The sequence below is a fragment of the Aquimarina sp. AD10 genome (assembly GCF_003443715.1).
GTDB lineage: Bacteria > Bacteroidota > Bacteroidia > Flavobacteriales > Flavobacteriaceae > Aquimarina > Aquimarina aggregata.
Genome location: NZ_CP031965.1, coordinates 5,768,381 through 5,794,127, shown reverse-complemented (window position 1 = coordinate 5,794,127; position 25,747 = coordinate 5,768,381). Strand labels below are relative to the sequence as shown.

The window sequence follows — 25,747 nt, the reverse complement described above, 5'->3', positions numbered from 1 at the left end:
ACTTTGATAAGAAAAAGAAACAATAGTACTTTTCAAAATTTATAATTCTAAAGTTAAACTCATAATGAAGATATATACAAAAACTGGCGATAAAGGCACCACTGCTCTATTTGGCGGCACCAGAGTACCTAAACATCATATTCGCATTGATAGCTATGGTACGGTAGATGAACTTAACTCGCATATTGGCCTGATTAGAGATCAAGAAATTGATGAACTAAGCAAAAAAGTACTTGTAGACATACAAGATAAACTTTTTACTGTGGGTGCTGTTCTAGCTACAGACCCAGAAAAAGCTACTCTAAAGAGTGGACAAAAACGATTAAACATTCCTACTATTTCGATTACAAATATCGAGTTGCTAGAAAAAGAAATGGATCGAATGAACGACGCTTTACCACAGATGACACATTTTATATTACCTGGTGGACATCAAACTGTGTCATTCTGTCACATTGCCCGTTGTGTATGCAGAAGAGCGGAGCGTTTGGCGACTGCACTTTACGAGTTAGAACCCTTTGAAGAGACCACTTTACAATATTTAAACCGACTATCTGACTATCTTTTTGTACTGGCACGAAAGTTGTCCCACGATTTAAAGGCAAATGAAATACAATGGATTCCAACAAAGAATTCATAATCCATTTTCCTTTTAAAATTTATCAGGATTTATCCTTAAAAAAATTACGTTCTTATAATTATTGTTGAAATAATTAATTTTTTACTTGACTTTTTAAACTAAAAAATTATTTTTGCAAAAAATAAACCAGTAAACATATGTATTGGACTTTAGAATTGGCATCGTATTTAAGTGATGCGCCTTGGCCAGCTACAAAAGACGAATTAATAGATTATGCAATTCGTACTGGAGCACCTCTAGAAGTTGTAGAAAACCTACAAGCAATCGAAGATGAAGGAGATTCATACGACTCTATTGAAGAAATATGGCCAGATTATCCCACTGACGAAGATTATCTTTGGAATGAGGATGAATATTAAAACATCGAAATAGTATTAAAAGTCTCGCAAGAGGCTTTTTTTTTGCGTAAATTATGTTGCTTTACGGCTTTTTACGTTTTAACATTGTATAACATAGCCAATAAAGGCTTTGAGATAACTTAAGGATGTCCCATTTTTAGGAATTTTCCCGATTGTATCTCAATAGAGATGGTAAATTAATTTCATTATTGAAATTAAAATCTCATTAAACACACAACAACCATAAATTATGGGAATTTTAGATTCTGTATTAAAAGTATTTGTTGGAGATAAATCCAAACAAGATATAAAAGGTATTCAACCAAAGGTTGAACTGGTAAAGCAAGCAGAAAAGGCTTTATCAAATCTTACACATGATGAGCTTCGTGCCAAAACTACTGAGTTTAAAAATAAGATAAACGAAGCGCGTGCAGAGGTTAATGCCAAAATAGACGCACTTAATGAAGATGCCAATAACACTGAAGATATCGACAAAAAAGAAGATATTTATGCAGAAATAGACGCATTAAAAGAAGAAGCGTATACGATTACAGAAAATGCTCTTAATGATATTTTACCAGAAGCTTTTGCTGTAGTCAAAGAAACAGCAAAACGTTTTGCAAATAATGAATCCATAGAAGTAACAGCATCTGCATATGATCGTGAGCTTTCTGGAACGAGAGAGCACATTACTTTAGATGGTGATCAAGCCATATGGTCAACAAGTTGGGATGCCGCCGGAAAAGAAGTAAAGTGGGATATGATCCACTATGATGTGCAATTAATTGGAGGTATTGCTTTACACGAAGGAAAAGTTGCCGAGATGCAAACTGGAGAAGGTAAAACATTAGTAGCTACACTTCCTGTATATCTTAATGCACTTTCTGGTAACGGGGTGCACCTTGTAACGGTAAATGATTACCTAGCTCGTCGTGATAGTGAGTGGATGGCTCCTATATTTCAATTTCATGGTTTAACCGTTGATTGTATAGATAATCATAGACCAAACTCTACAGAACGTCGTGCAGCCTATAATGCAGATATTACATATGGTACCAATAACGAATTTGGATTCGACTATTTGCGTGATAATATGTCTCACGCCCCTGAAGATTTAGTACAGCGACCACATAATTATGCGATTATTGATGAAGTAGATTCTGTATTAATCGATGATGCACGTACTCCTTTAATTATTTCAGGTCCTATACCAAAAGGTGATATTCATGAGTTTGACGAACTTAAGCCAAAAATAGCTGATATCGTTGGGGTACAACAAAAATACTTGACTACCGTTTTTGCAGAAGCTAAAAAACTGATTAAAGAAGGAAATACTAAAGAAGGAGGATTCAAATTACTACAAGTATATAGAGGTATCCCTAAAAACAAAGCTTTAATAAAGTTTTTGAGTGAAGAAGGTGTAAAACTATTACTACAAAAAACAGAAAATTTCTACATGCAAGATAATAATAGAGAAATGCACAAAATTGATGCAGATCTTTATTACGTGATCGAAGAAAAAAATAACCAAATTGATCTTACAGATAAAGGTGTAGAATATCTTTCTGGTAAAGATGATCCTGATTTCTTTGTATTGCCTCAAATCGGCATGGAAATCGCTAAAATCGAAGGCGGTGGGTTATCGAAAGAAGAAGAAGCCGAGAAGAAAGAAGATCTTTTTAGAGAGTATAGTGTAAAAAGTGAACGTATACATACATTACGCCAATTGTTAAAAGCATATTCCTTATTCGAAAAAGATGTTGAATATGTAGTTATGGACAATAAAGTTAAAATTGTTGATGAACAGACTGGTCGTATAATGGACGGTCGTCGTTATAGTGACGGTCTTCACCAAGCTATTGAAGCTAAAGAAAATGTAAAGATCGAAGATGCAACGCAGACTTTTGCTACAGTAACGCTTCAGAATTATTTCCGTATGTATGGTAAATTATCTGGAATGACAGGAACTGCCGTTACAGAAGCTGGTGAACTTTGGGAAATCTATAAGTTAGACGTTGTAGAAATTCCAACCAACAGACCTATTGCTAGAAATGACATGGAGGATTTGGTTTACAAAACCAAACGTGAAAAATACAATGCCGTTATTGAGCAAGTGACAGAACTATCTCAAGCAGGAAGACCAGTTCTTATTGGTACTACCTCTGTTGAAATTTCGGAATTATTAGGACGAATGCTAACCATCCGTAAAGTCCCACATAATGTATTAAATGCGAAGTTGCATAAAAAAGAAGCTGATATTGTAGCAGAAGCCGGTAATCCTGGTGTTGTAACAATCGCAACCAATATGGCAGGTCGTGGTACCGATATTAAATTATCTGATGCTGTAAAAGCAGCCGGCGGTCTTGCAATTGTAGGTACAGAACGTCATGATTCTCGTCGTGTAGATAGACAGTTAAGAGGTCGTGCAGGACGTCAAGGAGATCCAGGTAGTTCTCAATTTTATGTATCTCTTGAAGATAATTTAATGCGACTCTTTGGATCAGAACGTATTGCAAAGATGATGGATAGAATGGGATTAAAAGAAGGTGAAGTTATCCAACATTCTATGATCTCAAAATCTATCGAAAGAGCGCAGAAAAAAGTAGAAGAAAATAACTTTGGAGTTCGTAAACGATTATTAGAATACGATGATGTAATGAACGCACAACGTGAAGTAGTATATAAGCGTCGTTATCACGCCTTATTTGGAGAACGTTTACGTGTGGATATTGCGAATATGATCTATGACACTTCTGAAGTTATTGCAGAAGGAAATAAAATATCTCTAGACTATAAGAATTTTGAATTTGAACTAATACGTTACTTCTCTATGAGCAGTCCTGTATCTGAAGAAGAATTCGAAAAAATGGATTCTAAAAAGATAGCCGGTGAAATTTACAAATCGGCATATACACATTATCAGGATAAAATGAGACGTAATGCTGAAGCTGCATATCCTGTAATCAAACAAGTTTATGAAGATCCATCTAGTAAATACGAACGTATTTTGGTACCATTTACAGATGGAGTAAAAAACATAAATGTTGCTACAAATCTTGAAAAAGCATATGAATCTGAAGGTAAACAACTGATAACAGATTTTGAGAAAAACATCACTTTAGCAATTATCGATGATGCTTGGAAAACACATCTTCGTAAAATGGATGAACTGAAACAAAGTGTTCAATTAGCTGTTCATGAACAAAAAGATCCTTTGTTAATTTATAAGTTTGAAGCTTTTGAATTATTTAAAGCCATGATCGAGGAAGTTAATAAAGATGTTATTTCTTTCTTATTTAAAGGAGAACTGCCAACTGGGAACACTCAAGATATTTCTGAAGCTCGTCAGGTACGTAGAAAAGAAAACCTTGAAACTTCTAAAGAAGAAATTCCAAACATGGATGAACGAGCTGCTCAAAATAGAGAAGCTGGTCAAACACAATCAAGACCTCAGGTGACTGAGACCATAGTGCGTGAACAACCAAAAATTGGACGTAATGACAAAGTTACCATCAAGCATGTAATGAGTGGTGAAAATAAAACTGTCAAATATAAGCAAGCGATTCCTTTAATCGAAAAAGGAGAGTGGGTCATTATTAATGATTAACAATATTTGATGTTAAATATAGAAAAGCCTGAAGCGATAATTCCTTCAGGCTTTTCTGTTTTTTTCCTGTGACATTAATGATTGTTCTTCTGAAATAGTTAACAGCGAAATGAATAATTTTCAGAAAACGAAGCATGTACAGTATTAATTCAAAAAGGAAGTTTAATCTAATTAATTAGTCCGGATTTATAAATATCATGAACTACCGTACCCAATAGAAGTAACATTTTAGAAGATTTGTAGTTAACAAATGTAGCCTTGTGGTTTGTTTGGTAAAAAAACAAGGCGATTACAATTAAATTATTTATTCAAGTCTTATGAAATTTACAACAACTATTATCTTTTTACTATCACTGTTACTACTTGTAAGTTGTAGTGATGATGAATCTAATCCTCAAGAAAGTCCGGAAAATTCAGAAATAATAATTAATGACAGCGACATTTCATTTAACTTAGTTAATCTCAAATGGCCAGTAGTCACGGGAGAAAATAATGAAACTATAGTCTATGATATTTATTTGGGTGATACTAAAATCAAAAATAGTAATACAGATACAGATTATACATTAACAAAACTAGATGCAAATACCGACTATACAGGACGCATAGTACCCAAAACCACTGATGATAGTAGGTCAAAGAATAAAGTGTTTGTCGAGTTGCCTCCTATCCCATTTTCTCTTAAAACGAAACAATTTGCAGATCCTAATGCTCCCATACCACAAGTTTCTAATCTTACCGCAAATAATATAACTAATAATAGCGCAACATTAAATTGGGATACTGCCACTATAAGCGACAATTCTACCATAACATATACTATTTATGTCGACGGCGATTTGGTCTCTAGTGACTTAACAGAAACCTCTTATATATTTGAAAATTTAGAGTCAGATACAACGTATAGTGGTGTTCTTTTGGCTATTAGTACAAATCAAAAATCAGCAGCTCTGGATTTTGAATTCACCACATTACCCGATCCAAGTGAAGTACCATTAACTGGTTTTACTTTCTTTAGAGGGACAACTACTAGTTTTGAAGGAAAAAGTTTTGTGCAATTAATTCCAATATTTACACCAGCAAATGCAAATGCTGTGGATCTAGTCTGGACAAGTAGTGATGAAACTATTGCCTCTGTAGATAAATCTGGCTATGTTACTACAAAAAATATTGGAATCGCCACTATTACTGCAACTTCTGTTGACACCCCTCAAATAACCGTTTCAATTGAACTCACAGTTACCGAACCAAGGCCGATAGGTGCTAAATTTATTTCAGCGCAACCAAAAAGATCCTCATTATTAGTTAATGATAGTAAAAAAATACAAGTCAATAAATTTAATATCGAAACAGGTTCTGCCGACGACAGCTTTACCTTTACATCAAGTGACCCAACAATAGCATCTGTTGATGCTGATGGAAATGTTACTGGATTACAAGAAGGCACAGTAGCTATCACAGTTACCTCTACCGTTGACACCACAATATCCGCCAGTATTATGCTGCGTATAGTTAGTACACCAATTCCAATTAGCGGTTTTACGTTCTTTTCTGAAAACCCGAAGACTTTATTTACAGGTGAGTCACAAAATGTATTTCCAAGAATAGAACCAGAAGATGCTACTAATAAAGACATCATCTTTACCTCTACAGACCCAAATGTTATGGAAATTAGCAGTGGACCTATAGCCAAGGCAGTTGGTGTTGGAAATACCAGTGTAATAGTTACTTCTGTAGCGGATAATTCTATAAGTGCAGTTAGAGATTTTATAGTTATAGAAGACCCTACATCATATGATGAAACAACAGGTGTTTATAAAGCTCCTGCAAACTCAAAAGTTACATTACAGATTTATGGTTTTGGGAGCTTAGCACAAGATATAGATCCAAATTCTATTTTTATTGAAAGTACCTTTTCTGTAAAAAAGAAAAATGGAGAAGAAATACTAGATGCTTCGCAACAAAACGGACTAACTATTACATACGTAACTGATACTTTTGAGGGTATAACTTCTTTCAATATCGAAACAGAACGCATTGAATTCACAATGCCAAATGATGAAGAAGTAACTATAGAAGTTTCTTTAATAATTTATGACAGTGCTAATGTGTTTGTCTCGTTTGCCGATTTAACTATTGATAATGATTCTGGAGTTCGTAAATCTGCAACGCTACGTAATGATCAAATAATTTTAAACTAACAGTTAAGTTTATATACTCTCTAAAAACACCGAATTCGTATATTTTCGGTGTTTTTAAAGAGCTATACTATATATAAACAAATCTAAATTTTCAACAATAGATTAGGATCGGGACAATTTTGAAGATAAAACTCTATATCATTTCTATTCGAAACCCCAGGGTAATCTCCCATATTACCTTGTAAATCTTTAATGACTTGAAAATGAAGGTGAGGAGCATAATCTCCATTAACTGATGCGTCACCTAGGACAGCAATTTCTTGTCCTTGTTTAATTTTTTCACCTATCTTAATGTTAGCGATCGAAGCTATGCTTAAATGCCCATACAGCGTATAAAAAACTATATCATGTATCGTATGCTCTAAAATAATAGTAGGACCATAATCTCCAAAGCCAGTATTGTTTTTAAAGCTATGTATCTTACCATCAAGAGGAGCTAAAACTGAAGTATTAGCATCACACCAAACATCTAAGCCTAAATGAATATTACGTTCTGTTTCTGGGTTTTCTTGATTAAAATGTGTGCTTCTACGATAGATTCCTCTTATCTCATTATATCCCCCGTATGCTATACTTGCATTATTCTCTTTTAGATATCGGTTAATATAAATTTCAAAGGCCTTAGAAGAAGAAACATCTATTACATCTAGTCTATGATTATCTTCAGATAGATCTATCTCAATATATTCTTCTTGAGAAAACCTTGAAGATACTACCGGTATAAAATTTGACTCGACATTCTCAATAAATCCTGAAAAATCTCTTATGATCATTAATTTGTAGCATTAATTGGGTTTGAAATATAAGATATTCAGTTTCAAATATACTAAATCCAACAGGTTCTTTCTTCTATATTTTTTCAACTGCATTAAAGTTATTGTATCTTACAAAAACATAATTACTAACGGTTATTTAGAAAAGCATGCGGGATGATTTGAGACAAAACTTAGAAATATTTAATCAACTTATTGCAAAGGGTAAACAAACAAAGAATACTGCTCAAAAGACACTACTAAAAGATGAATTATTTACCTTTTATGACTCTTTACCAGAAATTCTACCTAATGAGATGTTAGGCCATTGGAAAGGTGGTTCTTGGAAAGTAGGAACTCCTTTAGATGGGTTATTAGAACTTGGACAATGGTATGGTAAGATTTTTCACACCATCAATCATGTAGATGCTGTGGTTCATAAATTTCGATTCTTCTCTGTAGTTGGTTTTCTTGGCACTCTTCTTTATTTTCCTTGGAAAATATGGACAGAACAGCAAAAATACAGAATGCCTGCTACCAAAGCATGTTTAAGAGAAATCCATTATCGAGGCAAGACATCTTCAAGCATGGTGTATTACTATCTTCCGATAATAGATCATTTTAGAAAAATTGATCAAAATACTATTATGGGGATAATGGATATGAAAGGTAAAGCTAAATACGAGTTCTTTTTTTATCTTCAGAAAATAAAATAAACCCTTTTTTATACTACTTTAAGTTTCTTTACTTTCCAGTCTTTAGGTAATTGTTTTAGTAATGCCTTTTTAAAAGTATGAAAATCTACCGTAATGGTATGTCTTGGAGTATCAATTTGTTTGTAATGCGGGTTTGTAACCTCTCTTTCACAAAGAGCCTTGATATTAGATGGCATTTTCCAATCTCCTGTTAAATAATTTGCCAATAGTTTACTTTGTAATTCTGACCCCGGCCATATGCACCCTAATGGTTGAAACATTCCTACAAAAAACACATCATGATACTCTGGATGAAACATCTTTAAATATAACGGTACAGGACCATTACTATAATCAATAAAATCTTTATCAAAAAAAGAATGTTTGAGTACATATCCTGTGCAAGCCACTATGACATCAATTTCTTCTTTAGAGCCATCTTTAAAATAGACTGTATTCTTTTCTAATCTTTCAATATCAACTTTTGGTTGTACTTTACCATGTCTAATTTTATACAATAATTCATCATTAATGGTGGGGTGTGTTTCTCCAAATTTAGTTTTAACTTCTTGTAAACCATATAATTTGTTTTTACCCAACATAATGTTTAATAATCTATCAAAAAACCAACGTCTAATTCTAATTGGTAACCATGAAGAACGCTCGCCTATAACATCTGATGGAAGTCCGAAAAAAAACTTTGGAATGATTCGATAACCTCTTCTACAACTTATACTTGTTTTTTGACTAACTCTGCTGGTTTCTACTGCTACATCACAAGCAGAATTACCTCCTCCTATAACTAATACTTTTTTATCAGTAAAAGGAGTTGCTTTTTTATATTGATGTGAGTGCATGAATTTTCCTGTAAAGTTGCCCGGGTATTCTGGCATCCTAGGAACAGAATGATGACCATTACAAACCACTAAATCTGTAAATACCTCGATACGCTCCTTATTATTTTGAACAATAGTAATATGCCATTCATTATCAGCAACTCTTTCACAATGTTTTATACTTGTTTCAAATACAATAAACGAATACAAATCAAAATGTTTGGCATAACTTTGAAAATACCTTCTTAGCTCATCATGAGAAGGATAATCTGCGACTGTCTTATCAAAATCGTCAAAAGTATAATCTTCGTATTGAGATAGTGTTTTGGAACTAATGATATGAGTAGTTTCGAAAACACTAGAGTGACTTTCATCTTCTGAGTAAATCCAGTTACCTCCTACTTCGGTATTTCGATCATAACAAATAACATTGATATTTTTATCTCTTAAATTTTTAATAACAGTAATACCACTAGGTCCTGCACCAATAACACACACTCTTTTTTGCATATTTCAAATGATAATAAAGAATAACAAAATAAAAGTGGATACATACCTTTTGTAATTCTTGTAGCTTGATTTATGTCTGTAAAATAGAGAATGTGCTTCAGTTTAAAAAATATTTTTTCGTTTCACTTATTTAAAAGTATTAAAACTAATATCCTAGTGCTCTTGGATATCTTAAGTAAAAGGCATTGCCGTTATACAAACACTGTACATAGTTTGGCTCATGGGCTTACTTAATTCATGTAACCCAACATATCAAAATGAGTAGAAAAAGTGATCTAAAATGAATCTATATAAGTATTCATAGCTTCTAAATCAGACACTACATTATGAAAAACTTTTGTCGATTCTTTTTTTGAGTATTGGAATTTGAATAAAAAACAAAAGTGCCAAAAACAAAACGCCATAAATTGTGGAAACATGAAATGTAAATCCAGAAAATAGGTTTTGTATTTTTAGTATTTGAAAAAAGGAAAAGTCAATATTTTGAATAAAATCAATTTTTGTATTTGAAAGAAAGGGCACAATGCATAATAAAACTAAAGAAATTAATCCTATTACCAGCCAAGATTTTTTTGAAATCAATGGGCTATATATTACAGGAGCCGAAATGTTTGAAACCTCAACTTGATCCATTACATTTTTCAAAAAGTCTGGGGACGGATTATCCAACCCAGCATCTTTGACTAAATGTTCTATGTCTTTATATTGCTTGTCCATTTTTATTACTAATTTCTGGCAAAATGTGATGTTTCAATATCGAATATAGTTTTTTTCTACTACGATATAACTTTATTTTTACATTATCTGCCGTTAAATCTACAATCTCAACGATTTCTTTTACACTTTTCTCTTCAAAATAATATAAAGTCACAATAACTGCCTCATCTTCTGGTAACTTTAAAATACTATTTGATATCATTTCTTTTCTTTCTTTTGCTTGCAAATAACTAAGTGCATCACTGACTAAAGCAATATCTCCTTCACTAATTTCTTCAATCAATTCGGATGTCAGTACTCGATTTTTAGATTTTATAGCATCTAAGCTTTTACGATATGCTATTGTATATAACCAAGTAGAAAATTTAGAGTCGCCTCTATAATTTTTTAATGATTTAAATGCTTTAATAAAACTATCCTGCGCTATTTCTTCTGCATGTTCTTTATTTTTCACCATCCTATATACCACAGTATACACCAAACCTTGGTAGCGTTCTACTAGTATTGAAAAAGCATTTACTTCTCCTTCGAGAACTTTATCGATATAATATTGATCTGATTGATGGTTCATTTATTCATAAGACGATATTAAGTCTTACTTGGTTACAGAAAATATGATTCTATTTTTTTTCTTTTTTTGTAACCATTTTAAATCAAACCTCGTCATACCAAGAAAACGAACAGTTATTAACTTTTAAATCAAAAAATATGGGATCAGAAGTAGTTATTTTACCATTAATCTTTGGAGTATTATTTGGCATATTTTATTTATTCATTAGTGCAAGAAACAAAGAACGCATGGCACTTATAGAAAAAGGCGCGGATGCGTCTATCTTTTATAGTAGTAAAGAAAAAAGAGTAACTCCAATCTGGAAAGTGCTTATTTTAAATTTTTCTTTACTATTAATGGGAATTGGAATTGGCATTTTTATAGCAGGGATTTTGCATGTTTCAGTTGGTGTAGAAGAGGACATAGCTTATCCTGGTACTATTTTCTTAATGGCAGGAGTTGGATTATTTACAGGGTTTAATATGACAAAAAAATTAGATAAATAAATTTATCTAATTGCTGTATACAAAACCCTGCGTATAAGCAGGGTTTTGTATACTAATACATTTAATAAATCATCCAAGCCCAAATTACAATTCATACCATAAAAAAACCCATCCTAAATTAGAATGGGCTTATGAAATAAGTATTTATAATGTCTTACATATCTGTATCTGCTACTAGACTTTCGTCTTCAGAATATTTTTCTATTACTACAGAATCTCCATTACCATTTTCAAGTACATAAACTCCTTCTGGTAATTGACTCATATCAACATAGTTCGTTGTCTTTGATAAAATATGAACCGTATTTTTTAATTCAAATAATTTTATCTTATCTCCTTCTTCAAAATCAACTACTGTTATCATATCACCTTCTCTTGTGATAGCTAACAAATTAGTTTGCGTTTTATCATAGTAATGAATAAACTCTTGCTCTACATCAATTTCAGCAGGCATTAAAGCTTTTTTACTATCCATCTCTACTAAAAAGTCATTATGGATTGTTTCTATAGCACCGTCTACATTAAGCTCTTCTTCTAATCTATTAATAACTACAGATTTACCGTAGCTGTTTTCTAACAGATAAGAACCAACAGGTAATTGACTAAGGTCTATTTGGCTATAGGTCTTAGATAAGATGTGATCCCCTGTTTCTAATTCAAACAGTTTTATTTTATCTCCTTCTTCAAAATCTAAAACAATAACAACAAGACCATCTTTCTCTACAGAAAGAGTTTGATCATCATTATTTGCATAATTATTTAAAAAGAAAAATAAACTAAAAATAAATACTGTCAATCTCATCGCCATGTTTTTATTACGGTTTTACCATACAATAATATCACTTAATTCTAGTTAGACAAACTATAAATCAGACTTTTAGATCAAATAGCATTGATTTTCGATAAAAAACACAAAAAGTGTTAAAATTGACCTAAAAAAACACTAAGTACCTGATTATCAATTACTTGTTTTTTAAATAATTGAAACAAAACGGTTTAAATGCAATTTATAAGGACTAAAAGACAATATTTCAATTATTCTTACTTTATTCTACATTCATAAAAAGTAGTTTTTGTCTTCATAATCAGGTAAGAAAACACTAGTATATTGCTGATTTTTTGACTTATAGAAGGATTTTATACTAAATATTAGAGTTGTTAAACCTTAAGGTTTTAGTTAACAAAATTTCTTAAAGTATTGTTAACTAAAAAAGCTCAATCATTCTACTGACCGAGCTTTTTTATAATTAACACTACATTATTACTACTAAATTCTTTTATGCATTTACTCTTTATTATTAAGCATTACTTTACTGTATTTTGCATTGATTGTAATCATTTTATCAGTACTTCGAGTATTTTGAAATCCATTAATAAATACATTACCAAAATTCTTTCGAGTATTTATTTCTAGAGTTCTAGGCAACGAAATAATACTTTGAGCCCCACTATAAGACAAGTTAAATGATGTCTCTGGCAATTTTAATTTAAAGTCACTGTTTTGAACAGCAAGATCGAGTGTAGAGAAAGACTCTCCTAGGTTGGCAATTGTTATTACTCCAAAACTTCCAGAGATAGCCGCATTTTTATCTAACTCTTGAATATATATGTTACTAGAATCTGCATTAACTAAAAGGTTTTTAGCATTTTGTATTCTACAGTTCTTGACATAATTAACAACAAGCTTACCGTTATCCCATTGTCTCACAAAAACTGGAGAATAAGATGCTTTAATAAATGTTTGATCTCCATTAATCACATCTGCAGAGAGGGTTGTGTGGGACAAAGATGCCTTAACATTAGTCGATACTTCTGCTAATTGCACGTTGCCATGACGAATATTAAGTCTTAAATTAGCTTTTTTAGGCATACGAACTTTAATAATTTTATTGCCATTATTTGTTTTTGCTCTGCTAGTGCTGTATTGATATACTGTTACATTAGCAGTACCCCCGTGTTGATCATCTACATCTCTAATATTTTGTGTAACCCATGTTTCCATTTGTTTCCCGTACTGTTGTGTCCATGTTTCTACACGAATCTGCATTTTACCTGAAATATTTTGTGAACCATCGGTAAGGTTTGAAGTCCATTTTTGATTTTCCTCCTTTTTACCATCATCAAACTTTTCACGTATTTGACTCTCCCATTGTTGGATATATTTTTCATCTTTCGATTTATACTGACCGTTACTAAGAGCTACATTTGCTTGATTATCATTGTTTAGCGTACTTGGCATAGGGTTTTTTGCCATATTCTCTATTAGAGGACCTAATCTTTCAGAAATAACCGGACTTAACATTTTTAATTGTTGTCTTAGTTTTTCATCTGTTCTGATACTAGAAGCTGTGACTTCTCCTCTCCATAAATTACCCGCAGTAGAATTAATAGTAATCTCTTTACTATTTCCTAACACATCAACTTGCCAACTTTCTAAAATACGCTTACTATTATCATCGTCAAGGTCTCCTTCTAAGTATGCCTCTATAGCTATTGTGTTTTTATTCCAGGTTTCAAAGACAATATTAGTATGACTTGTATTAAGAGTAACAGTAACGTCTTCTTCTACAGCTAGTTTTTCACTTAACTTATCATGCTTTTCTTGTGCAAACAACCCTGCACAACATAACACGCTAATCGCAGCTATATTAAGCTTGTACCTCATTGTAATTTTCTTTTTCAATTCTCTCTAATTCTTTTAATTTATCATTTAGCCTTTTTAAAAGTGATAGTCTAATGGTCAAATTATCCATCATAGCCTCTACACTTTGTACATTTGGTCCAACTTCGATAAGTTCTTTATTAAGCTGCTGATACTCTTTATCTAGGTTTTGTAACCTTTTCATAAAACTATCTACCAAATCCCTATTCGTATCATCTACTTTTATATTCGAAAGTTGAAACTTTATAGTAGTTAGTATATTATTCTCTACCTCTTCATATTCTGGGAATGCTTCTGCCAAAGTAGAAGTCTGTTTTTTCATTTTAATTGTAGCATTTTGAACAGGACCATTATCTGTATCTACTACTTTTGGTCCATCAGAATTATCTCCAAATCGGTTAATAGACATTAAAGAAACGGTAAGAATAACAACAACACTCGCTGCAATTTTAAGCCAGTTATAATTAAAACGTCTTGCTTTTTTTGGAAGTTCTTTTTCCAATCTGGCCATAAAACGATCCTCATGACCTTCCTGTATTTGCTCTACAGGAATGTGCTCATCTTGCTTTAAAAGCTCTCTAATATCCTGTGCCATCTCTTAAATGTTTTAATTGTTCTTGTAGTTGTTTTTTACCTCTATGCACCAATGTCCGCGATGCTACTGATGTTATATCTAAAATTTCACTTATCTCATTATGATCATATCCTTCTATAAGGAAAAGCATGACGGCATATTTATACTTTTCGGGTAACCTTTCAATAGCCTTTTTAACCTCATCCACAGTAACTGAATCTGATACTGACCAGTCGTTTTGTTCTTCTACAGTAGACATTACTTGTTCATTAATTGCTACCATGTTCATTTTCTTGGCTTTTAGCATATCTATGCTTTTATTAATAACGATCCGTTTTAACCATGCACCAAAAGTCACATCACCTGTAAATTGATGAAGTCTTGTAAATGCTTTGATAAAAGATTCTTGCATCGCTTCCTCTGCTTCAAAAGGATCTTTGAGGAATCGTAATGCTACATAATACATACCTTTTGAGTATTTATTATAAAGCTTCATCTGGGCTCTACGGTCATTAGTCCTACATTGTTCTATTAGCTCGCTTTGTAACAAACTTTCTTTATTTAGGTTAGTGATTAATACTAGAAAAACTATCTTAAATCGTACTCATTTATAAAGACGTAATCCTATTTTCTTTGTTGCAAAATTATACATAAAAAAAATTACAAACCAACAAATTACTGAATATCAAACAATTAATACAAATTTAACTATTTACAAAGTAAGGAATACTAGCAAAACGATACTACTCTACGGCTTTTATCAATAAATAGAAAATCATGCACACAATAAAAAATGATTGCGATTATCAGAGTATCGATGATGTAAATGATATATATAATCTTGTAAAAAAGAATAGTAATTGCGCACAGCTTTTAATAAAGCATATTGATCTACTTCTCGAGAACAAACATCTATCCGAATCAATAGTTCAGATTCTTACTTCTATACGAAACACCTGTGCTATACATGTAATGAACCTTGCTCGCGTAGCTAAATAGTAATGTCGGGCATATTTTAAACTATTTTTAGATGTAAACAATTTTCTAAAAACTATCTTTAAACACAAATAATTATTATGTCAAAATTATTAAAACGTACCATAATTGTTCTTATTAGTCTTTTAGTTATTGGAGTTTCTACAGTGTATATATTAAGACAAAACACAAAAAAACATAGCCCTGAACAAACTATTACTCATATCGCAAATGATGCCACTTTCACTATCTTTTATAATAGACCCTATAAAAAAGGAAGAGAAATTTTTGGGAAATTAATTCCTTTTGGAGAAATATGGCGAACGGGAGCAAATGAAGCTACAACATTTACTACGAACAAAGATATTATGGTAGATGGTACTATTTTGAAAGCAGGAACTTACACCTTGTGGACTATCCCAAACTTGAAATCTTGGAAAGTTATTTTTAATAGTAAAACATATAATTGGGGAGTTAACATGGATGGTACGGTTAAACGTGATGATCAATTTGATGTATTAACCATAGAAGTTCCTACTCAACCTTTATTAAACGAAATAGAACAATTCTCTATATATTTCGAAAATGCGAATGACTTTACAATATTATACTTGGCATGGGACCGAACAGCTGTAGCTGTACCTATTAAAGTTTAAAAAGTAAGTATTCAAAACTTAAATTATTATGTGTTTCCAAAAAGGAATGTATAACTTTGCTATAAAGCTTTTTTGTGCCTAAAGAAATTACAAATAAAACTAATCACCCTTCAAAAGTACCATCTAGTACTAATCATCAAGTAATTGATAGATTTAAAAGGTTACAACAAAAAGAAATTTCAATAGATCATATCTTTAATGATATCGTCTCTAAGAACACTACTGCTCTAAGTAAAGGGATAACTTTGATAGAGAGCACGCAACAAGAACATGTCGAAAAAGCACAACAACTCATAGAAAAATGTCTTCCGTATGCAAATAAATCTATAAGAATTGGAATAACGGGAGTACCTGGGGTTGGAAAAAGCACATTTATTGAAGCTTTAGGTAATTTATTATTGGATAAAGGCAAGAAAGTAGCTGTCTTAGCTGTGGATCCAAGTAGTACCGTTTCTTATGGTAGCATACTTGGTGATAAAACTCGTATGGAATCTTTAGTTCGATCTCCAATGGCTTTTATTCGTCCGTCACCTTCGGGTAACTCTTTAGGAGGTGTAGCTCAAAAGACGCGAGAATCAATTATTTTATGTGAAGCTGCGGGTTATGACATTATTATTATTGAAACTGTTGGTGTTGGACAAAGTGAAACAGCAGTTCATGGTATGGTTGATTTCTTTTTATTATTGAAATTAGCTGGGGCTGGTGATGAATTGCAAGGTATTAAGAGAGGTATTATAGAAATGGCAGATGCTATTGTAATTAATAAAGCAGATGGTGATAATGAGAAAAGAGCGCGTGAGGCAAAAAATCAATTTAGAAAAGCATTGCATCTTTATCCTTTATCAGAAAATAAATGGTCTCCCGATGTGTTAACCTGTAGTGCACTCGAAAACAAAGGTATAAATAAGGTCTGGGATCTTATCCAAGACTATTTAAGTATAACCATAGAAAATGGTTTTTTTGAAAAAAACCGTATGCGCCAAAACAAATTCTGGTTATTACAGACTATAGAAGAACAATTGAAAACTTCGTTTTATAATCACAAAAATATTAAAGAAGCGCTTACCTCTAAAATTGATGATGTTATACACCATAAAATAACACCATTTGCCGCAGCAAGATATCTTCTAAAATTAAGTGAACATAAAAACGAGAAATAAAACTATCTAATGTTTTAGGCGATAAACATATCCGATACTAAACTCTGAAAAATCTGCTTGTCCAAGATTTGCATTGATATTTGCTCCCAAAAACACATTATTTACCGGAGACTTATAAGTATTTATTAAATAGTATTTTATTCCTAATCTTGATGACACAGTTCTTTTTACTTTATAATACCAATCCAACTCTCCTAATTTTGTATATTCTCCTCTAAAGAAAAACCCTTGACTAAGTTGCCAATCAATTTTATAAAAGGGTTTGTGTATGTTTATACCTAATTCAAATTCAGTCCCAAAATGTCCAAGTAAAAGTTCGGCATTTACAAATACTCCAAGATTAGTAGCGTATCGATAAGGGTTTTCTTTAAATTCTGGTACCTGCTCGCTAATTAATTGTCCATCATTTTTTATATGATCATAATAATGCTCATAAAACCTGTAATAAATACCCGTACCTAGCTTGATTCTTTTATTTAAAATTTTACCAGCAGACAATGCTATTGAATATACTTCTTTTTTATCATTAAACACTTGAGAAAGTACATTTTGACCAATACCCGTACGAAAGGAAAAATAAGTCTCAGAAAAACGTTTTTTTTGTTTGTCTTTGACTTTCTCGATTTTTTCCATTTCTGGTTCATTACCAATCGAAGAAGACAGACTAATTAAAAATGAATTAAGACCCTGATTAGGCAAACGTGTGTGTCCATTTGAAAAATGAGCGTACCCTAAACCCATGCGCCAATTAATCTTATCTTTCTTTATAAGATCATAATAAATAAAAGATCTAAAAGCCCAATTTATTTTTGTTGTAATCGCTTTATTAAATGCATTTCTATCTGCATCGAATTGTGTATCTAAATAGGCTACTCCTAATCCCAAATCTAAACTCCATCGATTAGAATATTTTTGAAATATTTTAAACTCTGAAAAAGGCATTAGGGTATACGCTAAACCCAATTTCTCTATGTTTCCAAAATCAGTTATGCCTAATGAAAAACCAGTTTTAAACGGTTTTAATCTACTCCTATTTTTTCCAGTTAAAGTAGTATAAACCCCAAAACTTACAAAAAGTGACTTTTGTATTTCGGTATCCGGAAAACCAGTATTGGCTTCTCCAGTTTTTCCAACGACAATTTCTGGAGCTATAAAAAAAGAATTCTTATGTACTGTATCAGAATCTTGTCCAAAAAACTTAATACCTATAAAAAATATAAGTAAACAATATATTTTATTCCCCATTTATAAGTTTTATTCCAACTACAAACGGGTAGTTCTTAACCCTAGTTTCATTGTTTAAATCAAATTAATATAATGTAATAATAACTTTTTAATAGCACATATTAAAGTTATACATAAACTATATGATCAATACAATGTCTTTAAACTAGCATTTTAAAGATATAACAGAACCCTTAATTCATCAATCTTCTAGATCTTCTACCTGATCTTTACTCATTGCAACAGGAACTTCTGTAGTAGAGTCGGTAGTATCGTCATCAAAACTTTCCATCGTATCTGCTAATCTTTTACTGATCTTTACCAGATAGATCGTATCTTCTGTTTTCACTTCAACCGCTTCAATAGCTTCGTTATGATGATTCCGAAAAGAAATAATATCATTATCATTATATCCATCTGGAAATTTTTCTACGAGAAGATTTAAAATATTCTTATTTAATTTTTTGTAATCAACAATTACTCTTTTCATGAGTTTGCAGGTTTAGTTAGTTACAATATTTAGTAGTCAAAAAATGCGCTAAGCACATTATTAATTATAATCCTGAGATACTTTACGGCAATACCTCAAGTAGTGTTCAAATTGGGTATATGAATATAATAATCTACATTATACACTTACAATTCTAACTAAAAAAAATGAAATTTCTAAGAAATTATCTTTAAAAAACTGATATTTTTTACTCTTTTCAACTTGCTAAAAAGTGTAGAATATTTAATTCAAAAATCAAATTATTTCATTTTAACTCTTTTAGATATAAATCACATAAAAAACATAAGGTTCACCCTTAAAAAACAAGATTTATCATGACATAACAATAAAACCATTAAAAACTTATTACTACTTTCATATCTTTTACTACTACAAAAAAATGTAAGAATACTCAACTGTCTAATAATATTTTGTTTTAGCCGTTATCTAGTGGATATTATGATTATGATTAAAAAATTATTAAAAAAGAAATGGGTCAAGTTGCCATTATTTTTAATAGGCACAGTTACCGTGTTATTTTTGTGCTTCTATGCCAGTATTTATTTAGGTTTTTGGGGGGATTTACCTACTAAAGAAGAATTAAGTACACTCAAACAAGCAGAGGCTACTCAAGTCCTAGATCAAAATGGCCAATTAATAGGTAAATATTATATTTTTGATAGACAACCTATTCACTTTGAAGATTTGCCTCAACATCTTATAGACGCACTTATTGCGACAGAAGATGTTAGATTTTATGAACATGATGGCGTAGATAACAAGAGTCTTTTAAGAGTTTTTTTTAAAACTATTTTACTTCGGGATAAATCTTCTGGCGGAGGAAGTACTCTAACCTTACAGCTAGCAAAAAACTTATTTGGTAGAGAAAAACACAAAATATTTAGTACTGTAGTTAATAAATTAAAGGAATCTTTTGTAGCAAAAAGAATAGAAGACATTTATTCTAAACAAGAAATCCTTACGCTTTACTTCAATACCGTGCCCTTTTCGGATAACACCTATGGAATCGAAAGTGCCGCCCATAAATTTTTTAATACGTCTACTAGCCAATTATCCTTATCTGAAGCTGCAGTTTTAGTAGGTAGTCTAAAGGCTAATCATAGTTATAATCCAAGGCTTTTTCCTGAAAGGAGTCAGCTAAGAAGAGATGTGGTCCTTAAACAAATGATCAAATATGGATATCTAAACGCAAACAAAGCCGATCAAGAAATGAGCAAGCCTATACTGCTTAATTATCAATATTTTAATCATGATCTTGGTGTAGCACCTTATTTTAGAGAAGCCGTTAAAAAAGAACTCATTTCGATTCTTGAAGAATATAAAAAACCAGACAACACGGCCTACGACATTTACAATGATGGTTTAATTATACACACGACGCTAGATTATAAAATGCAAGTTCTTGCAGAAGAAGCGATGAAGGAACATATGCAAATGCTTCAAAACGACTATGAGATATCTTATGGGGATATGGCACCATGGAAAAACAACACCTCCTTAGTTCAAAATGCTATTAAGAATCTTGATGTTTATAAAACATATAAAGAGATAGGACTCACAGATAATCAAATACAAGATTCTTTATCCATAAAAAAAGAAATTGAGTTGTTTGAATGGACAGGTAATACCACCAAAAAAATCTCTTCATTAGATAGTTTACAACATTACCTTAAATTTTTAAATACCGGAATGATTGCTATAGAGCCTTCAACTGGTGCCGTAAAAACATATCTTGGCGGAATTGATTACCGTTACTTTAAGTATGATCATGTATCGCAAAGCAAAAGGCAAATTGGATCGACATTTAAACCTTTTGTTTATACAACTGCTATAGAAAACGGGATGAAACCATGCTCCTATTTCTCGACAAAAGAAATTACATATACAAATCTAAACAATTGGACTCCAAAAAATGCTTCAGAAAAAGAAGACCCCCATCTTAATTTCACTCTAGAGAAAGCGCTAAGCAATTCTGTAAATACAATTGCTGTAAAGGTTTTAAACGAGGTAGGAATTCCAAAAGTGATAGATCAAGTTCGAAAATTAGGTATTACCGATTCTCTATCCAAAGAGCCTGCTATGGCTTTAGGAACAGATGCAATTAAGATAAAAGAACTTGCCGGTGCATATGCCAGTTATGTAAATCAAGGAAAAGGAGTTACTCCATATTTTATTTCAAAAATTGAAGATAAAAATGGTAACCTTATTGCTTCTTTTAAGCCTGATATTCTGGAAACTCCAGGGTATAGTGAGTATACAAGGCAAGCTTTGCTAGAAATGATGAAATCTACAGTAGAAAGTGGTACGGCGACAAGAATACGAACTACGTACAAACTCGAAAACGATATTGCAGGAAAAACAGGGACAACACAAGACAATAAAGACGGTTGGTTTGTAGGCATTACACCAAATTTAGTAACTATCACATGGGTAGGAAACGATAATTACAATATTGGTTTTAAAACAACCGCACTAGGTCAAGGCGCAAATACCGCATTACCAATTTTTGCAAAATGGTATCAAAAAATGAATATCGACCCTACTTTTGATACGATTACAAAAAGTAAATTTACAGAAACGTCTGAAGAAGTATTAAAAGATTTAGACTGCAAACCAGAGAAACGAGATAACTTATTAAAACGTCTTTTTGGAAAAAAGAAAAAAAAGAAAAGGTTTACTACAGAATAAAAGAAGAGCTTGCTATTTAGATAGCAATATGTTGTTTTTCTCCGTACTTACTGATCATATATATATGCAATTTGTACGCTCCTAAACCCAGTAAAATACCTATAGCCATACCCGTAATAATATCTCCAGGATAATGAACTCCTAAATAAATTCTACTATAACTTACTACAATAGACCATATCACCATAAATGGAAAAATATACTTTAATCGCTTTTGTAGCACAAGTCCTGTAAAAAATGCGATAGCCATAGAACTTGCAGCATGAGCTGAAAAATAACCGTGACGACCACATCGTTCTGCAATAAAACGTGTAAATTCTGCCACTCCTTCTGCCCGACAAGGTCTAGGCCTCATAAATAATACATTTTTAAACAGATTTGATAACTGATCAGTAGCAGTAATCAAAGCAGCAACAATTACTAAAGTAATAATAGTGCCTTTTAATCCAAAATATTTATAAAAAAAGAAAAGCAATACTAAGTACAATGGTATTTGATAAAGCTTTTCAGTCATAAACAACCAAAACCAGTCCCAAGTAGATGTTCCTAAATTGTTCAGGTATAAAAAAAGATCTTTATCTAATTGTATAAGTTCTTCCATTATTCAAGTATGTTATTATCCATCATAACGTTCAATCTCTCTGTCATAAAATTCATTAGCTGCCTGAAAAAGATTTTCGGCCTCTTCTAACAATTCTTTCTCTTCTCCCTTATCAAATTCTTCTAACCACTCCACCTCATCATTTTCTAAATTAATAATAAATCTAGGAAATTCGGTATGAATTACAAATATAGCCGAAGGATAATCAGTATTGTCGCCCAACAAGAATTTAGGAAAGTCCATAAATAACTACTTAAAATTACAGTTCAAAGGTAATAAGTTATTTAACTAAACTAACAAATTATCTTAGTGTTATTCAATTTTAATTTCCACTCTGTTATTTGATTCTGGATCTAAATCTGATCCTTCGGTAACAATAGGTTCGGTATTACCAGCAGCTATAATTTCGATTAACGATTCATCTACTCCTTTTTCAATCATATAAGCTTTTACATTACTAGCTCTCATTGCTGACATAATTTCATTTTCAAAAGTAGAACCGGCATCATCTGCATGCCCTGTAATTTTGATCGTGTTAACTTTAAAAATAGTAACATACTGGATATAGGAATCCAGAGCTTTTTTGATCTCGGTATATGCTTCACTTTCTCCAATTAAAAATTCAATAGGTGAAAAGTCTAAAGCCATATCACAAACTTGACCCGATACTAGATTTTTTGGATCTCTCATTTCCATTAGTAAAACATCATCAACATAATAATAACCTGTATCATACTTCCCTCCTTTTACCGATTTTCCTATTGGGCTATCAGAAAAGAATCCAAGAGAAATATATTTCTCTGTACCTTTTGCTCTATATACTCCACAAACTTTCGCCCATCCTTTTGTATCACAAACCATTTTAGAAGACTCGACATGCAAAGGAAGTTTTGAGGTCATGGTAATCTTAGGATTTCTGGCACTAAAATATGAGCCAATAGAAGAAGTACATGAATTAGATATCCCCTCTCCTAAAGAAACATACATATGAAAATAGTAGTATTTTCCTGCTCCTAAAGGCTTCTTCAATTTGGCTGTTACGCCTTCTTTATAAGCTCCTCCGGCGATATACATCCCTACTTTCCCTTTTCCAGTTCTTGGTTCTTGCGGGCCAAACTGCTTTAAGAAGTTTGGTGATTTATGAATAAATCTAATTAATTCTAGATCTGGATGATGTACATCTGGAGTATTTATTGAAGGTTTCCAGTCCTTCATAAAAGCAAAATTTTGCATCTCCATATCTAGTCTTTTAAGAGATGTATTTACATCTTCAAAACTAGGGTTAGGAATAAGGTTTTGCTTTTTACTATGTTCGAACTCTTGGCTTATACCAGGTGATGCACATACTACTGTAAAAAGAATCAGCAGCAGACAAAATTTAGAATTTGGGACTCTCATTTTTTGTGTTCTGTTTTTTTGGAAAGATAGTTAATTATTCGTTAATACAAAATAAACGAATAATGTAGATAAAACGTATTTCTTTCCTAATTTAATTAAAAATAACTTACTTCTTTTGAATTAAGTCTTTGGTTAATTTATTAAATCTAATATACAATAACAATGCCGAAGTAGTAAGCCCCGCAAAGAGACCAATCCAAATACCGGCACTTTTATACGCAGTATGTAACCCCAAATAATAACTTATCGGAAACCCTACTATCCAATAAGCGATAAACGTTATAAATGTGGGTATTTTTACATCTTGCAACCCGCGCAATGCACCTAAAACAGTTACTTGAACAGCATCTGATATTTGAAATAATGCTGCTATAATCAAAAGTTTTGCAGCTATTCTAATCACTTCATTATTATCTGCAAGGTTTTCTATATCACTAACATCTAAATATATTCTAGGCAGCATTTGATTGCAAATGATAAAAATCAATGCAAAAACAGTAGCTATTAAAAACCCTAATAGAAATATTGAAATAGCAATTCTTCTTAAATCCGAAAATTGTTGTAATCCTTTTTGATTACCTACTCGTACCATAGCTGCAACACTTAATCCCATAGCTACCATAAAAGTCATTGATGATAAATTTAGTGCAATTTGATTTGCGGCTTGAGGGTTTTTTCCTAAAATACCAGATAACCATATTGCAGCAGTAAAAATAGCCACCTCAAAAAACATTTGTAAAGCAGAAGGAAACCCCAGTGCTATTATTTTTTTCATCATTTTATTTTCTAACACAAAAATTTTAATGTTAGTAACATAACTACTTGATTTTTCTTTATTTCTAAGTAGTGTCCATAGAAAAACAACCATAACAAATCTTGAAACCAAAGTACCTACCGCTGCACCTACTATCCCCATCTGCGGAAATCCTAATTTTCCAAAGATTAACAGATAATTTAAAACAACATTAACGACATTAGCAATTAACGTTGCATACATTGGATATTTGGTCATAGATAAGCCATCAGAAAATTGTTTTAAAGCTTGAAAACTAACTAATGGTACTAATGAAAAAGCTACCAAATCTAAATATGGCATAGCTAACTCAACCACTTCTATAGGTTGTTTCATTAAAAACATTAACGGTTTTGCCAATAGTATCATTAAAAATAGTGCAATCCCTAATGTAGTACATAAGACTAAACCATGCTTAAAAGCAGATTTACCATTCTTAAAATTATGCTCTCCGTCTGCCTCTGCAACTAATGGTGTAATTGCTGTAGAAAAACCAATCCCTAAGGACATAGCAATAAACATAAAACTATTCCCTAATGACACTGCCGCTAATTCTGCCGTTCCCAGTTGTCCTACCATAATATTATCGATCAAACCTACAAAAGTATGACCTAACATTCCCATCATTACCGGGGCGGCTAATTTTAAGTTATATCTAAACTCTTTGGTATATTGGTACAGCATTATATAATTTTGAAGACGCAAAGGTATTGGATGCAAAATAAACTAAAATATTCTTATCGTATATTTAACTTTATTTAATTAAATTTCATGTTAGAAACTACAGTATCCCAAAAAGAGAGAAAGAAAAAGAATACCACTAAAATCTATCTTATTATAGCTAGCATTGTTTTCGGAATTTTAATACTCCCCTCTTTACCTATGATCATGATGTCTGCTATGATGTTTGATAGTCCGGGGTCAGAAGATAGCATTCCAACAATCACTTTAGTGATTAGTTTAATCGCTTATCCTTTTGTAACATCTATAAGTATTATAGTAGCTTGGATATTGTTTGTCAGAAAAATATTTTTTGGGGCTATCCTTTCTGCCAGTCTACCTTTTTTAAATATTCTTATCGGTATAGGTGCAATTATTTACATGTCTATTTTCTGTGATGGAAATTTTGCATGTTAGTAAAAAAGTAACTATT

General features: G+C 31.9%; 25 protein-coding genes. 11 read left to right on the top strand and 14 right to left on the bottom strand.

The window, feature by feature from the left end; genetic code table 11:
* Positions 1-64: 64 nt before the first annotated feature.
* The 4 genes from D1816_RS24180 to D1816_RS24165 all read left to right on the top strand — a co-directional run bounded on the left by D1816_RS24180 (position 65) and on the right by D1816_RS24165 (position 6,786).
* On the top strand, positions 65-640 hold the full coding sequence (locus D1816_RS24180; RefSeq protein ID WP_118506019.1) for a cob(I)yrinic acid a,c-diamide adenosyltransferase: 576 nt from the start codon (positions 65-67) through the stop codon (positions 638-640).
* A 137-nt stretch (positions 641-777) separates the two neighbouring features.
* Complete coding sequence (locus D1816_RS24175; protein WP_008272287.1) at positions 778-999, top strand: DUF2795 domain-containing protein; 222 nt, start codon at positions 778-780, stop codon at positions 997-999.
* 229 nt (positions 1,000-1,228) lie between these two features.
* A complete protein-coding gene (gene secA, locus D1816_RS24170; protein WP_118506018.1) occupies positions 1,229-4,585 on the top strand; it encodes a preprotein translocase subunit SecA in 3,357 nt (1,118 codons plus the stop codon).
* 317 nt (positions 4,586-4,902) lie between these two features.
* Positions 4,903-6,786 carry an Ig domain-containing protein gene (locus D1816_RS24165; RefSeq protein ID WP_118506017.1) on the top strand — a complete coding sequence of 628 codons (1,884 nt, stop codon included), beginning with the start codon at positions 4,903-4,905 and terminating at the stop codon, positions 6,784-6,786.
* A gap of 83 nt (positions 6,787-6,869) precedes the next feature.
* On the opposite strand, the gene D1816_RS24160 is transcribed toward D1816_RS24165, so the two are convergent.
* Positions 6,870-7,559 (bottom strand): peptidoglycan DD-metalloendopeptidase family protein, encoded by a 690-nt coding sequence (locus D1816_RS24160; RefSeq protein WP_118506016.1) that lies wholly within the window; start codon positions 7,557-7,559, stop codon positions 6,870-6,872.
* A 149-nt stretch (positions 7,560-7,708) separates the two neighbouring features.
* Here D1816_RS24160 and D1816_RS24155 point away from each other — a divergent pair, with 149 nt between their 5' ends.
* A complete protein-coding gene (locus D1816_RS24155) occupies positions 7,709-8,254 on the top strand; it encodes a DUF4334 domain-containing protein (RefSeq protein ID WP_066313859.1) in 546 nt (181 codons plus the stop codon).
* 8 nt (positions 8,255-8,262) lie between these two features.
* On the opposite strand, the gene D1816_RS24150 is transcribed toward D1816_RS24155, so the two are convergent.
* From D1816_RS24150 to D1816_RS24140, 3 genes are all read right to left on the bottom strand, one after another.
* Positions 8,263-9,579, bottom strand: coding sequence for an NAD(P)/FAD-dependent oxidoreductase (locus D1816_RS24150; RefSeq protein WP_118506015.1), 1,317 nt, complete (start codon positions 9,577-9,579; stop codon positions 8,263-8,265).
* A gap of 324 nt (positions 9,580-9,903) precedes the next feature.
* On the bottom strand, positions 9,904-10,296 hold the full coding sequence (locus D1816_RS24145; protein ID WP_066313861.1) for a hypothetical protein: 393 nt from the start codon (positions 10,294-10,296) through the stop codon (positions 9,904-9,906).
* The gene (locus tag D1816_RS24140) at positions 10,280-10,867 is read right to left on the bottom strand and encodes an RNA polymerase sigma factor (protein WP_118506014.1); all 588 of its coding nucleotides are present in this window, start codon (positions 10,865-10,867) and stop codon (positions 10,280-10,282) included. Before D1816_RS24140 ends, D1816_RS24145 begins: the two co-directional genes overlap by 17 nt.
* A 137-nt stretch (positions 10,868-11,004) precedes the next feature.
* On the opposite strand from D1816_RS24140, the gene D1816_RS24135 reads away from it, so the two are divergent.
* Entirely contained in the window at positions 11,005-11,352 is a 348-nt protein-coding gene (locus D1816_RS24135) for a DUF6249 domain-containing protein (protein ID WP_066313867.1), read from the top strand.
* A gap of 154 nt (positions 11,353-11,506) precedes the next feature.
* Here the strand turns inward: D1816_RS24135 and D1816_RS24130 are convergent, their stop codons facing one another.
* The 4 genes from D1816_RS24130 to D1816_RS24115 all read right to left on the bottom strand — a co-directional run bounded on the left by D1816_RS24130 (position 11,507) and on the right by D1816_RS24115 (position 15,084).
* Positions 11,507-12,154, bottom strand: a complete 648-nt coding sequence (locus tag D1816_RS24130) for a hypothetical protein (RefSeq protein WP_066313869.1) — start codon at positions 12,152-12,154, stop codon at positions 11,507-11,509.
* 483 nt (positions 12,155-12,637) lie between these two features.
* A complete protein-coding gene (locus tag D1816_RS24125; RefSeq protein ID WP_118506012.1) occupies positions 12,638-14,017 on the bottom strand; it encodes a hypothetical protein in 1,380 nt (459 codons plus the stop codon).
* Positions 14,001-14,609 carry a hypothetical protein gene (locus D1816_RS24120; protein ID WP_118506011.1) on the bottom strand — a complete coding sequence of 203 codons (609 nt, stop codon included), beginning with the start codon at positions 14,607-14,609 and terminating at the stop codon, positions 14,001-14,003. The genes D1816_RS24125 and D1816_RS24120 overlap by 17 nt, the downstream gene beginning before the upstream one ends.
* Entirely contained in the window at positions 14,593-15,084 is a 492-nt protein-coding gene (locus tag D1816_RS24115) for an RNA polymerase sigma factor (RefSeq protein WP_066313873.1), read from the bottom strand. The genes D1816_RS24120 and D1816_RS24115 overlap by 17 nt, the downstream gene beginning before the upstream one ends.
* 281 nt (positions 15,085-15,365) lie before the next feature.
* Between D1816_RS24115 and D1816_RS24110 the strand changes: the two genes are divergently transcribed.
* The 3 genes from D1816_RS24110 (at position 15,366) to meaB (ending at position 17,379) form a co-directional block, all read left to right on the top strand.
* Positions 15,366-15,587 (top strand): hypothetical protein, encoded by a 222-nt coding sequence (locus D1816_RS24110; protein WP_066313875.1) that lies wholly within the window; start codon positions 15,366-15,368, stop codon positions 15,585-15,587.
* Between the two features lie 77 nt (positions 15,588-15,664).
* Positions 15,665-16,219: a DUF2911 domain-containing protein gene (locus D1816_RS24105; protein WP_066313877.1), complete on the top strand. Its 555-nt coding sequence runs from the start codon at positions 15,665-15,667 to the stop codon at positions 16,217-16,219.
* Between the two features lie 74 nt (positions 16,220-16,293).
* A complete protein-coding gene (gene meaB / locus D1816_RS24100; protein ID WP_066313878.1) occupies positions 16,294-17,379 on the top strand; it encodes a methylmalonyl Co-A mutase-associated GTPase MeaB in 1,086 nt (361 codons plus the stop codon).
* Positions 17,380-17,385: 6 nt separating this feature from the next.
* Here the strand turns inward: meaB and D1816_RS24095 are convergent, their stop codons facing one another.
* Both D1816_RS24095 and D1816_RS24090 read right to left on the bottom strand, forming a co-directional pair.
* Positions 17,386-18,624 carry an acyloxyacyl hydrolase gene (locus tag D1816_RS24095; RefSeq protein ID WP_118506010.1) on the bottom strand — a complete coding sequence of 413 codons (1,239 nt, stop codon included), beginning with the start codon at positions 18,622-18,624 and terminating at the stop codon, positions 17,386-17,388.
* Between the two features lie 181 nt (positions 18,625-18,805).
* The gene (locus D1816_RS24090) at positions 18,806-19,093 is read right to left on the bottom strand and encodes a hypothetical protein (RefSeq protein ID WP_066313882.1); all 288 of its coding nucleotides are present in this window, start codon (positions 19,091-19,093) and stop codon (positions 18,806-18,808) included.
* A gap of 465 nt (positions 19,094-19,558) precedes the next feature.
* On the opposite strand from D1816_RS24090, the gene D1816_RS24085 reads away from it, so the two are divergent.
* A complete protein-coding gene (locus tag D1816_RS24085; RefSeq protein WP_118506009.1) occupies positions 19,559-21,802 on the top strand; it encodes a transglycosylase domain-containing protein in 2,244 nt (747 codons plus the stop codon).
* A gap of 16 nt (positions 21,803-21,818) precedes the next feature.
* On the opposite strand, the gene D1816_RS24080 is transcribed toward D1816_RS24085, so the two are convergent.
* The 4 genes from D1816_RS24080 to D1816_RS24065 all read right to left on the bottom strand — a co-directional run bounded on the left by D1816_RS24080 (position 21,819) and on the right by D1816_RS24065 (position 25,281).
* On the bottom strand, positions 21,819-22,403 hold the full coding sequence (locus D1816_RS24080) for a phosphatase PAP2 family protein (RefSeq protein WP_118506008.1): 585 nt from the start codon (positions 22,401-22,403) through the stop codon (positions 21,819-21,821).
* Between the two features lie 15 nt (positions 22,404-22,418).
* Positions 22,419-22,646, bottom strand: a complete 228-nt coding sequence (locus D1816_RS24075; protein WP_066313885.1) for a hypothetical protein — start codon at positions 22,644-22,646, stop codon at positions 22,419-22,421.
* 69 nt (positions 22,647-22,715) lie between these two features.
* Entirely contained in the window at positions 22,716-23,801 is a 1,086-nt protein-coding gene (locus D1816_RS24070) for an OmpA family protein (RefSeq protein WP_118506007.1), read from the bottom strand.
* A 106-nt stretch (positions 23,802-23,907) separates the two neighbouring features.
* Positions 23,908-25,281 carry an MATE family efflux transporter gene (locus D1816_RS24065; RefSeq protein ID WP_066314632.1) on the bottom strand — a complete coding sequence of 458 codons (1,374 nt, stop codon included), beginning with the start codon at positions 25,279-25,281 and terminating at the stop codon, positions 23,908-23,910.
* Positions 25,282-25,365: 84 nt separating this feature from the next.
* On the opposite strand from D1816_RS24065, the gene D1816_RS24060 reads away from it, so the two are divergent.
* Positions 25,366-25,731 carry a hypothetical protein gene (locus D1816_RS24060; protein WP_066313887.1) on the top strand — a complete coding sequence of 122 codons (366 nt, stop codon included), beginning with the start codon at positions 25,366-25,368 and terminating at the stop codon, positions 25,729-25,731.
* Positions 25,732-25,747 lie beyond the last annotated feature (16 nt).

What these genes read in the sequence shown, in the direction of transcription:
- D1816_RS24180 (WP_118506019.1), top strand. Translation starts at nt 65, where the DNA reads ATGAAGATATATACAAAAACTGGCGATAAAGGCACCACTGCTCTATTT.
- D1816_RS24175 (WP_008272287.1), top strand. Translation starts at nt 778, where the DNA reads ATGTATTGGACTTTAGAATTGGCATCGTATTTAAGTGATGCGCCTTGG.
- secA (WP_118506018.1), top strand. Translation starts at nt 1,229, where the DNA reads ATGGGAATTTTAGATTCTGTATTAAAAGTATTTGTTGGAGATAAATCC.
- D1816_RS24165 (WP_118506017.1), top strand. Translation starts at nt 4,903, where the DNA reads ATGAAATTTACAACAACTATTATCTTTTTACTATCACTGTTACTACTT.
- D1816_RS24160 (WP_118506016.1), bottom strand. Translation starts at nt 7,559, where the DNA reads ATGATCATAAGAGATTTTTCAGGATTTATTGAGAATGTCGAGTCAAAT.
- D1816_RS24155 (WP_066313859.1), top strand. Translation starts at nt 7,709, where the DNA reads ATGCGGGATGATTTGAGACAAAACTTAGAAATATTTAATCAACTTATT.
- D1816_RS24150 (WP_118506015.1), bottom strand. Translation starts at nt 9,579, where the DNA reads ATGCAAAAAAGAGTGTGTGTTATTGGTGCAGGACCTAGTGGTATTACT.
- D1816_RS24145 (WP_066313861.1), bottom strand. Translation starts at nt 10,296, where the DNA reads ATGGACAAGCAATATAAAGACATAGAACATTTAGTCAAAGATGCTGGG.
- D1816_RS24140 (WP_118506014.1), bottom strand. Translation starts at nt 10,867, where the DNA reads ATGAACCATCAATCAGATCAATATTATATCGATAAAGTTCTCGAAGGA.
- D1816_RS24135 (WP_066313867.1), top strand. Translation starts at nt 11,005, where the DNA reads ATGGGATCAGAAGTAGTTATTTTACCATTAATCTTTGGAGTATTATTT.
- D1816_RS24130 (WP_066313869.1), bottom strand. Translation starts at nt 12,154, where the DNA reads ATGAGATTGACAGTATTTATTTTTAGTTTATTTTTCTTTTTAAATAAT.
- D1816_RS24125 (WP_118506012.1), bottom strand. Translation starts at nt 14,017, where the DNA reads ATGAGGTACAAGCTTAATATAGCTGCGATTAGCGTGTTATGTTGTGCA.
- D1816_RS24120 (WP_118506011.1), bottom strand. Translation starts at nt 14,609, where the DNA reads ATGGCACAGGATATTAGAGAGCTTTTAAAGCAAGATGAGCACATTCCT.
- D1816_RS24115 (WP_066313873.1), bottom strand. Translation starts at nt 15,084, where the DNA reads ATGAAGCTTTATAATAAATACTCAAAAGGTATGTATTATGTAGCATTA.
- D1816_RS24110 (WP_066313875.1), top strand. Translation starts at nt 15,366, where the DNA reads ATGCACACAATAAAAAATGATTGCGATTATCAGAGTATCGATGATGTA.
- D1816_RS24105 (WP_066313877.1), top strand. Translation starts at nt 15,665, where the DNA reads ATGTCAAAATTATTAAAACGTACCATAATTGTTCTTATTAGTCTTTTA.
- D1816_RS24095 (WP_118506010.1), bottom strand. Translation starts at nt 18,624, where the DNA reads ATGGGGAATAAAATATATTGTTTACTTATATTTTTTATAGGTATTAAG.
- D1816_RS24090 (WP_066313882.1), bottom strand. Translation starts at nt 19,093, where the DNA reads ATGAAAAGAGTAATTGTTGATTACAAAAAATTAAATAAGAATATTTTA.
- D1816_RS24085 (WP_118506009.1), top strand. Translation starts at nt 19,559, where the DNA reads ATGATTAAAAAATTATTAAAAAAGAAATGGGTCAAGTTGCCATTATTT.
- D1816_RS24080 (WP_118506008.1), bottom strand. Translation starts at nt 22,403, where the DNA reads ATGGAAGAACTTATACAATTAGATAAAGATCTTTTTTTATACCTGAAC.
- D1816_RS24075 (WP_066313885.1), bottom strand. Translation starts at nt 22,646, where the DNA reads ATGGACTTTCCTAAATTCTTGTTGGGCGACAATACTGATTATCCTTCG.
- D1816_RS24070 (WP_118506007.1), bottom strand. Translation starts at nt 23,801, where the DNA reads ATGAGAGTCCCAAATTCTAAATTTTGTCTGCTGCTGATTCTTTTTACA.
- D1816_RS24060 (WP_066313887.1), top strand. Translation starts at nt 25,366, where the DNA reads ATGTTAGAAACTACAGTATCCCAAAAAGAGAGAAAGAAAAAGAATACC.